Annotated in this window: 10 protein-coding genes; 3 read left to right on the top strand and 7 right to left on the bottom strand. The window is 59.0% G+C overall.

What is annotated here, in order from left to right:
• Positions 1-412: 412 nt before the first annotated feature.
• Positions 413-655: a hypothetical protein gene (locus tag ACQY7U_RS08285; RefSeq protein WP_428643431.1), complete on the bottom strand. Its 243-nt coding sequence runs from the start codon at positions 653-655 to the stop codon at positions 413-415.
• Here ACQY7U_RS08285 and ACQY7U_RS08280 point away from each other — a divergent pair.
• The 3 genes from ACQY7U_RS08280 (at position 539) to ACQY7U_RS08270 (ending at position 2995) form a co-directional block, all read left to right on the top strand.
• Positions 539-1126, top strand: coding sequence for a type II secretion system F family protein (locus tag ACQY7U_RS08280; protein WP_428643430.1), 588 nt, complete (start codon positions 539-541; stop codon positions 1124-1126). The genes ACQY7U_RS08285 and ACQY7U_RS08280 overlap by 117 nt on opposite strands.
• Before the next feature lie 11 nt (positions 1127-1137).
• The gene (locus ACQY7U_RS08275; RefSeq protein ID WP_428643427.1) at positions 1138-2079 is read left to right on the top strand and encodes a type II secretion system F family protein; all 942 of its coding nucleotides are present in this window, start codon (positions 1138-1140) and stop codon (positions 2077-2079) included.
• 262 nt (positions 2080-2341) lie between these two features.
• Positions 2342-2995, top strand: a complete 654-nt coding sequence (locus ACQY7U_RS08270; RefSeq protein WP_428643428.1) for a L,D-transpeptidase — start codon at positions 2342-2344, stop codon at positions 2993-2995.
• A gap of 125 nt (positions 2996-3120) precedes the next feature.
• Here the strand turns inward: ACQY7U_RS08270 and ACQY7U_RS08265 are convergent, their stop codons facing one another.
• The 6 genes from ACQY7U_RS08265 to ACQY7U_RS08240 all read right to left on the bottom strand — a co-directional run.
• Positions 3121-4350: an EAL domain-containing protein gene (locus ACQY7U_RS08265; protein ID WP_428643426.1), complete on the bottom strand. Its 1230-nt coding sequence runs from the start codon at positions 4348-4350 to the stop codon at positions 3121-3123.
• A complete protein-coding gene (locus ACQY7U_RS08260) occupies positions 4328-7159 on the bottom strand; it encodes a PAS domain S-box protein (protein WP_428643424.1) in 2832 nt (943 codons plus the stop codon). Before ACQY7U_RS08260 ends, ACQY7U_RS08265 begins: the two co-directional genes overlap by 23 nt.
• A gap of 276 nt (positions 7160-7435) precedes the next feature.
• The gene (hpaI, locus tag ACQY7U_RS08255) at positions 7436-8215 is read right to left on the bottom strand and encodes a 4-hydroxy-2-oxoheptanedioate aldolase (protein WP_428643423.1); all 780 of its coding nucleotides are present in this window, start codon (positions 8213-8215) and stop codon (positions 7436-7438) included.
• Positions 8216-8227: 12 nt separating this feature from the next.
• Positions 8228-9034 (bottom strand): 2-oxo-hept-4-ene-1,7-dioate hydratase, encoded by an 807-nt coding sequence (gene hpaH / locus ACQY7U_RS08250; protein ID WP_428643422.1) that lies wholly within the window; start codon positions 9032-9034, stop codon positions 8228-8230.
• On the bottom strand, positions 9031-9891 hold the full coding sequence (locus ACQY7U_RS08245) for a fumarylacetoacetate hydrolase family protein (RefSeq protein ID WP_428643420.1): 861 nt from the start codon (positions 9889-9891) through the stop codon (positions 9031-9033). Before ACQY7U_RS08245 ends, hpaH begins: the two co-directional genes overlap by 4 nt.
• A partial coding sequence (locus ACQY7U_RS08240) for a pyridoxal phosphate-dependent decarboxylase family protein (protein ID WP_428643419.1) occupies positions 9888-10751 on the bottom strand: 864 nt, incomplete at its 5' end. The genes ACQY7U_RS08245 and ACQY7U_RS08240, both read right to left, overlap by 4 nt.

Genomic DNA, 10751 nt, shown 5'->3' with positions numbered 1-10751 from the left:
GATGCAGGAGATCATGGCTTTCAAGAAAACCGGCGTGGACGCGGACAACAAGGTACGGGGACACTACTTCGCCACGGGAATCAGGCCCCGGTTCCTTGAAACGATTGCTGAAATCGGGCTTTCCGTACCCGATACCATCTTCGACCCCTCTCGCCCGATTGGTTGACCGGAAGCCATGAATATCCTGTTTGTCTACAGTGCGGTTTTTCTTGCGAGCCTGATACTTTTCGACAGTGCAATCAGGCTGCTCCACGGGCTGTTTTCCCGCAAAAGACATTTGAATTACCGGTTGAAACTTCTGGAGGCCAATCAAGACCGGAAGGCAATGTATGAAAGCATGCTCAAGGAGCGTGCAATCGGGTCGGACGAACACGAGCATCTTCTTACCTGGTTCCGAAAGTTGTTTGCCCAGTCAGGTTTGAAAATCGATTGGGGAAGAATAATTCTCTACTCTGTGGCTTTTCTGCTGTTTGCCTGGTTTGTGACGGGGGCGATACTTTCCCAGCCGATACTGCGGGGGCTGATTGCCATTGCTTCCTTGCCGTTGTTGTACTTTTTCATTGTCCTTTATTTCAGGTCCCAGCGGATCAACAGGTTCTTGAAGCAATTGCCGGATGCGCTGGATGTTATCACCCGCAGCCTTGGGGCCGGGCATCCGCTGCCGACTTCCATCTCCCTGGTCGCGAGAGAAATGCCTGACCCTATCGGCAGTGAATTCGGCATCCTGAGCGACGAGCTCACGTATGGCACCGATATTACCGTTTCCATGCGCAACATGGTCGAACGGGTGGGGGCCGACGATCTCAAGCTGGTGGCGGTTTCCATCACCGTTCAACGGGGAACCGGAGGCAATCTGGCCGAAATCCTGAGCAACCTTTCCGATGTGCTGCGGCAACGACAAATGATGAAGGCAAAAATCAAGTCGCTGTCCGCCGAAGGCCGGATGACCTCCTGGATCATGCTTGGCTTTCCCTTCTTCCTGTATTTCATGATCAGTGCGCTCGCACCGACCTATTTCGACCCGGTTTGGGAGAGTGGCTATGCCGACGTCATCTTCGCCATCGCGGCGGTGATCATGACGATTGGCATGATCGTCCTGCGCAAGATCGTCAATTTTGATTTCTAGGAGACGCGCATATGAGTGACATACTCATCCTTGCCGCCGTTTTCCTGGCGGTCATGATCTTGTCGATGAGCCTGGTAACCTGGTTGTCCGCCCGCTCCAAACTTGTTGAAAGGGTGGAGCAGGTCTCATCGCCTGACGACAAGCCCGAGATCACGCTCAACCAGCGAGATCTTGCGGGGTTCTCATCGGAAGATCACGAAATGATCTCGAACTATTTCGAGGTCGCCCGGGGAGCAACGGATCCGAATTCTCTGCGCTTCCGGCTGATCAGGGCGGGATACTTCTCCAAGTCCGCGGCACTAATTTACCAGACTATCCGCTTTGCCGTGGTTGTCTGCGTCCTGGGCGGTTGCTTCACGCTGTTCAGTTTTCTGATGCCGGAAAAGTCCCGCGTTATTGTTCTCGTCCTCTCCATGCTGATTTCAGCTTTCGTATTCTTCATTATGAACGTGCTGCTGGAGCGCAGAGGGGTGAGACGGGAAAGGGATTACAGAAAGCTGTTTCCGGACTTTATGGACATGATGATCGTTTGTGTCGATGCGGGCTTGAGCATCGAAGCGTCGGTGGATCGGGTCGCCAAGGAATTCCTTGCCAGCCACAAAAGCTTCGGCATCCATTTGTGTATCATGATGCTGGAGGTCCGCGGTGGCCGCCGTCTTAGGGACGCCCTGACCAACTTCGCGCATCGTGTGCAGATCGAGGAAGCCCGTGCATTAGCCGTCTTGCTGCGGCAATCGGAAGAGCTCGGTTCAAGTGTCACCAAAACCTTGCGGGTCTACAGTCAGGAAATGCGGCAGAACCGCATGATCCGGGCAGAGGAGAAAGCCAATACCCTTCCTGTCAAGATGCTGTTTCCACTCGCAGTCTTTCTTTTCCCGATGAGCATTTTGATCGTGCTTGTCCCGATCATCATCAAGGTTCTTGCGCTTTTCGCAACCTTGGGAGAAAGATAATTCGGCTCTGGCAGATTCTCCCAGGGACGGATGAGGCAGTCAGAAAAACGTTCATGGAAACAGCTGGCAGCCGTTTGGGAATTACACTTCCGTTTTCCCGGGCAGGTAATCAAGCGTTTACCATGATGGTGTTGCCTGTATCCGGTATTGCGTTTGTTGGTTTTGTTTTTTGATCCTGCCAGGTGTTGAAGCCGAAGTTGCTGTCTGCCCTGGCCGGGACGGGTTGCCGGCCCCGAACTTCCGGTGAAAGGAATTGACCGTGATGTTGAGCCGCCGCTGGTTTGTTGCCGCACTTCCGTTGCTTCTGAGCGCCTGTCAGAGCCAGCAGAGCGCGACAACGCAGGCCGGTCTGAATGCCCTTGCCGATGGAACGCCGGACTACGCATCGGCTTATGGTCCGCTGAAGGACGGCGGGTTTTCGCTTCCCGCCATTCAGTACCAGAAATTCGATCCCAAATTCCTGCGCCAGACGGTGTTTTATCCCTCGCGCTATACCGCGGGAACCATCGTGGTCGACCCGAAGAGGAAGTTTCTCTATCTGATCCAGCCGGGAGGACGCGCCATCCGCTACGGCATCGGTGTCGGGCGGGCGGGATTTGCCTGGAACGGGGAAGCGGAGATCCGGTTCAAGCGGGAATGGCCGAAATGGTTTCCGCCGGAAGAAATGATCGAGCGGGACCCGAAGCTGGCCAAATACAAGGACGGGCAGGACGGCGGCCCGCGCAATCCCATCGGGGCGCGTGGGCTCTATCTCTGGCAGGGCAACAAGGATACGCTCTACCGCATCCACAGCACCAACGCGCCAGACAGCATCGGCACGAACGCCTCCAGCGGCTGCATCCGAATGTGGCACCAGGACATCATCGATCTTTATGACCGGGTCAGTATCGGGACCAAGGTCGTCGTGTTGGCTTAGGAGCCCAAGCTCCCACACCTTGGCTCCAGTCCTTTCCCGCGCGGCCTGAACCAATTGTCAGATGGGGCCGTCCCCCGGAGCCTGTGGTGTCAAGGCCTCGGCACCATGCCCAATTCGGAACGGTCTCACCTGGCGCTGTGACGGACGGCCCCCGGCCTGACGGGTGGCAGCATGTCTTCCGTCGGTGTTTCCAGCCAGGAAAGCAACTGTTTGAGGCGCATGGGCCTGGCAAAATAAAATCCCTGGGCCAGGACAAAACCGACCCGTTGCAGCTCGTCTGCCGTTGCCCTGTCCTCGACGCCTTCGGCAACGGGCGTCATGCTGGTTTTCCGGGCCAGCAGACAGGCGATCTCGCAGACCGCCCGGCACTTCTCGCTGTTCAGGATGTCCTTCACGAACCGCTTGTCGACCTTGAGTTCCGTAAACGGGATCTGGACGATCTGCTCCAGCGAGGAATACCCTGTCCCGAAATCATCGATGGAGACGCCGAAGCCGGCCATCCTGAGCCGCGTCAGAATGTCTATGGCGCGGCCTATGTGGGACGATGCGGCCGATTCCGTGACTTCAAGTATGATCCTGTCCGGTCCGAGTGCCGCCTCGCGCGCGGCCTGCTGGATCATTTCCGGAAGGGTCACGTCGTTGAAGGTCACGGCCGACAGGTTGATCGATACGGTCAAATCCGGCGCGGCGCGTGACAGGACCCCCAGGTCGCGGCATGCTGTTTCCACGATGAACCGGGTCAGGTGGTTCATGGTGTCGGGCGATGTTTCGGCAACGGCAATGAACTCTGCCGGCAGAACCAGTCCGAAGAGAGGGTGATTCCACCTGAGCAGGGCTTCGACACCTGTAACGGAGTTGCCGCTCAATTTGATCTGCGGCTGATAAACGGCATGAAACTGGCCTTCCTCCAGCGCTTCCACGATCGATTGCGGTGTGATCTGGTGGCGGCGGACGGAGGCCGGAACTTCGCGCGTTCCGGAGATACGGATCTGGGCTTGAGCCTTTTCCATTGCCGTATCCACGGATGAAATCGCGATCGGTTTTGTCAGGACGTCCAGGACATTGAGACTGTTTGCGCGCGCGCCTTCCCTTGCCGCGCTGAGGATCGCCGGATCCTGGCCGCTCATCAGAATGAGCAGTGCCTTGGTTCCGGTCTTGGCCAGAAACCGGATACACTCGATCCCGTCGACATCCGGCATGAACAAGTCGAGAAAAATCACGTCGGTTTCGACCGAGAACCTGTTCGCGAACTCGGCAGCGCTGGTGGCAACGGTCACGACGTGGCCGAGGTCTTCGATGACCTCCCTCAGGTAATCGGCAAAATCGGCCTCGTCATCGTAAACCAGTACTTTCATGTGCGGACCTGTCATCCAGAGACTTGCGGATCGCGCGAGCCAGTTTCGTCCTGTCGTAAGGTTTTACGAGCAGGGCCGGAATATCATGATCATGTTTCGCAAGTATTTCACCCGCAAAACCTGATGTGAGGAGAATTTTCACATCTGGGTTGATTTGCTTGACCTCCGAAACCAGTTCGAGGCCGTTCATAGGTCCCGGCATGACGACATCGGTGAAGACCAGATCGACAGGAGCGCCTTCGCGCAGCGCGTCGAGGGCTTCCTGGGGAGAGGTGCAGGTGCGTGCGTCGTAACCCAGTTCCTGAAGGGTAATCCTGGCATATCTTGCCAGCTCCGGCTCATCGTCGACGATCAGGATGGCTTCGGTTCCGCCGGGTGCCGGCGAATCTTCGGTCTGGCCGTCCGTTGCGGCGGTGCTTGCCTCGTCGAAGATTGGAATGAAGATCCGGAAGCAGGTGCCGAACCCTTCCTGGGAGTCGACCTTGATCTCGCCTCGGGACCGCTTTGCAGAGCCGTAGACCATGGCAAGGCCGAGACCCGTTCCCTGGCCTTTCGGCTTGGTCGTGAAAAAGGGTTCGAAAATCCGGCCGCGGATGTCTTCCGCAATGCCCGGACCGTTGTCCGTGACGCAGACCACACCGTAACGGCCGACCGGCAATCCCGCGGCATCCAGGTCGCTCGCCGCTTCAACCTCGACTTCGTCGAGCGTGATCGACAAGACGCCGAAGCTGTTCATGGCGTCACGCGCATTGACAGCCAGGTTGATCACCGCGTCCTGCAGGTCGCCCATGTCGACATGGGCAATCAGCGGCCGTGAATGAAGCCGGACCTTGAGGTCGATGCTCTTTGTCATCGAGCCTTGCAGCAGGGCTTCCACGTCATGGACGGCCTGGTTGAGATCGCAGGAGATTTTCTGGGAGTAGAAATCCTTCTGCCGGGAAAAGGAAAGCAGCTGCTGCGTAATTCTGGTCGCCCGTTCGGTGGCCCGGTGGGCCTTTTCGAAGTAGCCGGTAAGCGGAGAGCCTGCCTCGGCCTTGCGAAGCCCGAGTTCCAGGTTACCCTTGATGATGCCAAGAATATTATTGAAGTCGTGCGCGATCCCGCCGGTCAGCTGGCCTATCGCTTCCAGTTTCTGGGCGCGTTGAAGCTGGTTCTCCAGGCTTTCCTGCTCCGTCAGGTCGGTGAGGGAGCCGATGAACTGGATGCCGCCTGCCAGTTCGACCTTGCTGATGCCGACGGTGAACGGAAAATGGGAGCCGTCCTTGCGCCGGCCCGTCATCCGGCGTGCCTGCCCGATGACATGAGCCTCACCCGTTTCCAGATAGTTCCGGAGAAAGGAATCGTGCCTTTCGCCGGTCTCCTGCGGCATCAGGCGCGAGACATTGCCTCCGACAATCTCATCGGCACTGTATTGGAACATGCGTTCCGCTTCCCGGTTGAACTCCAGAACGGTGCCCTGCGCATCGATCAGGATGATCCCGACGAGCGTGTTGTTCAAAGCCGCCCGGATGCGCGCTTCGGCGGCCTGGAGCCGTTCGTTGGCGCGGACCTGATCCGTAATGTTGCGGCCGGTCCCGCGGTATCCCTTGAAGGTGCCGTCTTCACCGTGGACGGGGACGCCTGAAATGGAAATGACCTGTTCGCGGCCGTCGGATGCAAACAGGCGATAAACGAAGTCACGGAACGGCTGCTCGTTCCTGATCGCGGCATCGAGCTGCTGCCATTTGGGGGTGCTGGTGTCTTCCGAGGCGACTTCATTGCGGGTCTTCCCCAGAACGGCTCTTTTTTCGATGCCGGACAGATGCCAATGGTTGCCTGCCAGCAGGGACATCCTGTTGTTTTCATCGGTTTCCCAGATCCAGTCGGAGGCCGTCTGGGTGTAATCCTTGAACCTTTGTTCGCTTTCCCGGATGCCGCGTTCCTTCTCCTTCAACGCGGTAATGTCGGAGCGCACGCCGATGGTACCGCCCTCGGGAAGCTTCTTTTCGGAGACGAGAACCCACTCGCCGGAAGACAGACGCTGTTCGAACGGCTGCTCCGGGGGATTGGCATGCCACTTGAGGCGCTCCCGAAGCCAATCCTCCTCGCGGCCCCTGGCTTCCACGAAGTAGCCATCGCGAAGGTTGTCCCTGAGCATTTCCTCGAATTTGCGGCCCAGCCGGATGATGTCACCCTTCCTGTCGTAATACTTCTGGTATCTCTTGTTCATGAAGATGAGACGGTCTTCTGAATCGTAGAGCGCAAGGCCTTCGGTCATGACGTTGGTGATGTCGTCCAGAAGGGACTTCAGTCTTCTCGTCTCCGCGTCCCTTTCATACATCTTCTTCTGGTTTTCAAGCTGATGCACGACCAGCCGGGCCATGGCTGAGAGCGTCTTGCGCTCGGCTTCCGTCATTTCCCGGGGGGTGCATCCGGCAATCGACACGGTCCCGATCCGGTGTCCCCTGGAGGTGATCAGGGGAGCGCCGGCATAAAACCTCAGGTTGGGAGGCTGCACCACGGCCGGGTTCTTGCAGAAACGCCCATCCCGTTCGGCGTCGAAGACACAGAGCGGCTCGTCCTGTCGAATGGCATGGGAGCAGAAGGAATCCTCCCGGGGAGCGGAGGGGATGTTCAGTCCGATCTCGGACATGAACCGCTGTTTCTCCCGGCCGACGAAACAGACAAATGCGATATCGACATTGAAGAGCGCGGTCAGGGTATTGGTGACGTCATCGAAAATGGATTGCGGCTCGTTCTCAACGAAAGCAAAGCTTTCGAGTTCCGCGAGCCTGTCCCGTTCCAGCTTGTCCAGAAGAGTTCTCGTCACGATCGTTTTACCCGCTTGGAATTACCTCAGCTTCAACTCCGCCCTCAAAAAGATATCACTCAGGCTTTAAGGGGCCCCTGTTCGTATATTCGATGATCGATAACTATCAGGTAAGTCGTCATTTTACCTAAAGGCCGGAATCATTTCTGTTGATTTGAAGGAGATGACGGTTGCGGGGGGAGAACTGCGTGGGGTGGCGATGCCTCCGGTCGGCCAACCGATCCAACAACCACCCGACTGGCCGGATTGGCATTTGTCCGTCCTTTAGCACCGGTTCTATCCCGCAACACGCTCCTTGACGCGGGCGGCTTCGGAACGGATGGCCGATGCGTAAGTGAGAACGTCGACCGAGGTGGCAACGAACTTCACTCCAAGTTCAATGCAGGACCGGGCGAAGTCCAGATCGGTGGTCAGAATGCCCGGAGCCTTGCCGGAGGCCTTGATCCGGGGAAGGGCGTCTTCGATGGCTGCAACGACATCCGGGTGCATCGGGTCTCCGAGATGCCCCATGTCGGCGGCAAGGTCGGAGGGGCCGATGAAGACGCCGTCGACGCCCTCCACCGACAGGATGCCGTCCAGCTCGGCAAGACCGGCACGGTTTTCGACCTGGACCAGCAGGCAGATTTCCTGGTTTGCCGTCGTCAGGTAATCCGGAATGCCGGCGAAATGCGAGGCACGGGCGAGGGCAGCGCCGACGCCGCGCACGCCACTGGGAGGATAGCGCACGGCGCGGACGAGTTCTTCCGCCTGTGCCTTGCTTTCCACCATCGGAATGAGCAGGGTCTGCGCTCCGGCATCCAGAAACTGCTTGATCATCCAGGTCTCGCCGATGGGCAGGCGCACAGCCGGAAAGCTGTCGGAGGCTTCAAGCACCTTGAGCTGCGTCATCATGGAGCGCAGATCGTTCGGCGCATGCTCACAGTCGATCAGCAGCCAGTCGAAGCCGGCGCTTCCAGTGATTTCCGCGACATAAGGATCGGCCAGGCCGACCCAGCAGCCGATCAGCGACTTGTCGGCTTTGAGGGCGGCTTTGAACTGGTTCTGCGGTGCGGGCATTGAATAAAACCTTCAGGAAAACGAGCAGGATACGGATCCGAACGGACCGAAGTCGGCGTGAATGTGTGAACCGGAAGGACACTCTACCGGGCGGATGAACGATCCGGAAAGCACAATCTGTCCCGCCTCGATGATCTGGCCATAACCTGCCATGCGCCGGGCCAGCCAGACCATGCTTTCCACCGGATCGTTGAGCACTCCGGCCCCGAGGCCCGTTTCCTCCACTTCGCCGTTCCTGGTGACGATCGCGCCGATCCATCTAAGGTCCAGCACTTCGGCCCGGTGCCGTTCCTGCCCGAGCACGAGGCCGGCATTGGCGGCATTGTCGGAGATCGTATCGAAAATCTTGCGGGCCTCGCCCGTTTCCGGATCCTTGCGCTGAATGCGCGTGTCGAGGATCTCAAGGCTGGGAGCAACGTAATCCGTTGCCGCCAGAATGTCCTCCCGGGTGACATCGGCCCCGGCAACAGGTGCCTTCATCACGAAGGCGATCTCGGCTTCGATGCGCGGCTGGATGAAGCGGCCTTGCGGAACGGTCGCGCCATTCTCGAACAGCATGTCGTCGAAGAGAATGCCACTGTCGGGAATGTCGATCTTGAGCGCATCCTGCATGGCCCTGGAGGTGAGGCCGATCTTCCAGCCGATGACCTTGTGGCCTTCCTCCAGCTTGTGCCGGGCCAACGCCTTCTGGATCGCATAGGCGCCGTCCATGTCGAGGTCCGGATGGCGCAGGGTGAGCAGCCCGATCTGCCTGCCGGTCTTTTCGGCCTCAAGAAGATCGGCGGCGGCTTGTGCGACTTCTGATGGAGTCAGGCTCATTCCTCGTCCTCCACGCCGTTTATGAGGACACCGATCCCTTCGGCCTCGATCTCGATCACATCGCCGGGTTTCAGGAAAACCGGCGGGTCGAAGCGTGCACCCGCACCAGTCGGCGTGCCGGTGACGATGATGTCGCCCGGCACCAGCGTGGTGAAGGTGGAGATATATTCGATCTGGCGTGGGATCGGGAACAGCATGCGGGACGTGCGGTCGTCCTGTCGCAGTTCCCCGTTGACCTTCGTCGTCAGCCGGATGTCTTCGAGCTGGCTTTTGTCGTTGAAGGGCACCAGCCAGGGGCCGATCGCGCCGGAGGCGTCGAAGTTCTTGCCCTGGGTGACGTTGAATTTCGCATGGCGCACCCAGTCGCGGAGCGTACCCTCGTTGCAAAGGGTCATCGCAGCGATGTGGTCGAAAGCGTCTTCCTGTTTGATATGCCGTCCGCCCTTGCCGATGACGATGGCGATTTCGCCCTCGTAGTCGAGCTTGCTTGACGCCTTCGGGCGGATCAGCGGGCGGCCGTGGCCGGTGAAGGAGCGGGGGAAGCGGATGAACAGCGACATGTTCGGCGGGGCTTCCTGGCCGTCCTTGTATTCCGCGTTCCGGTCCGGGAAATTGACACCGACGCAGATGATCTTTTCAGGATCAGGCACCGGGATTTCGTAGGCGAACGACCCGTTTGGATGGGTGACCGGTTTGCCTGCGGCTGCCTGCGCAAGTGTTGCAAGGCCGCCGGCTTCAATCACGTTCCGCAAGGTCGGCCAGTCCGGAAACTCCGGCGACAGGGCGATCATGCCGGCCTCGGTGACTGCGCCGTAAAAAGTCTTTCCATCTGCGGAATAGGTCGCGAAGCGGGTCATCGAGGCTCCATTTTTCTCGCGATTTCGGTGATGACGTCAAAGGCAAGGGCGACGTCGTCTTCGGTCGCTTCGAACTGGCCAACCTGGAAGCGGACCACCTTGCGACCGTCGAGCAGCGTCTGGGTGAGGTAGATCCGGCCGTCATCGTTGATGGCATCAACCAGCCGCTGGTTCAGGGCATCGAGATCCGGGGCTCCCGAGGGCGCGTAGCGAAAGCTGAAGAGCGACAGGACCGGTTCGGAGGTGATTTCGAAATCGGGTTCTGCACGGAGGCGCTCCGCCAGTCCTGCCGACCAGGCGACATGGCTGCGGATGCGCTGGCGCAGGCCTTCCAGGCCGTAGGTGCGGATCACGAACCAGAGCTTCAGCGCCCGGAACCGGCGGCCCAAGGGGATGGACCATTCCGAATAGTTGATGACGCCGTCATGGCCGTGGGTCTTCAGGTACTCCGGCCGGATGGCAAGGGTGCGCACCAGATCTTCGGGGTTACGTACGAAATGGGCCGAACAGTCGAATTGCGCACCGAGCCATTTGTGCGGGTTGAAGACCATGGAATCGACACCGTCGACCCCGGTCCAGAGATCCCGGAACTCCGGCACGATCATCGCGGCCCCGGCCCAGGCGGCATCGAGGTGCACATAAAGATCGAAGTCCTTCGCGACGGCAACGCAAGCTGCAACGTCGTCCGAGGCGCCGACGCCGGTGCCGCCGGTGCAGGCGATCACGCCCGCCGGGCGGTATCCCGCCGCAATGTCGGCTTCGATGGCAGCCCTGAGAGCTGCCGGGTCCATGGCGCGGCTCGGTCCCTGAACCGGGATCCGCACAAGATTGTCCTGGCCGATCCCGGAGATCCAGATGGC

Origin of the sequence: Roseibium sp. (assembly GCF_050301095.1) — a bacterium.
Taxonomy (GTDB): Bacteria; Pseudomonadota; Alphaproteobacteria; order Rhizobiales; family Stappiaceae; genus Roseibium.
This window is presented reverse-complemented; position numbering and strand designations above follow the sequence as displayed.

What these genes read in the sequence shown, in the direction of transcription:
- ACQY7U_RS08265 (WP_428643426.1), bottom strand. Translation starts at nt 4,350, where the DNA reads ATGAAAGTACTGGTTTACGATGACGAGGCCGATTTTGCCGATTACCTG.
- ACQY7U_RS08285 (WP_428643431.1), bottom strand. Translation starts at nt 655, where the DNA reads ATGCCCGGCCCCAAGGCTGCGGGTGATAACATCCAGCGCATCCGGCAA.
- ACQY7U_RS08270 (WP_428643428.1), top strand. Translation starts at nt 2,342, where the DNA reads ATGTTGAGCCGCCGCTGGTTTGTTGCCGCACTTCCGTTGCTTCTGAGC.
- ACQY7U_RS08245 (WP_428643420.1), bottom strand. Translation starts at nt 9,891, where the DNA reads ATGACCCGCTTCGCGACCTATTCCGCAGATGGAAAGACTTTTTACGGC.
- hpaH (WP_428643422.1), bottom strand. Translation starts at nt 9,034, where the DNA reads ATGAGCCTGACTCCATCAGAAGTCGCACAAGCCGCCGCCGATCTTCTT.
- hpaI (WP_428643423.1), bottom strand. Translation starts at nt 8,215, where the DNA reads ATGCCCGCACCGCAGAACCAGTTCAAAGCCGCCCTCAAAGCCGACAAG.
- ACQY7U_RS08275 (WP_428643427.1), top strand. Translation starts at nt 1,138, where the DNA reads ATGAGTGACATACTCATCCTTGCCGCCGTTTTCCTGGCGGTCATGATC.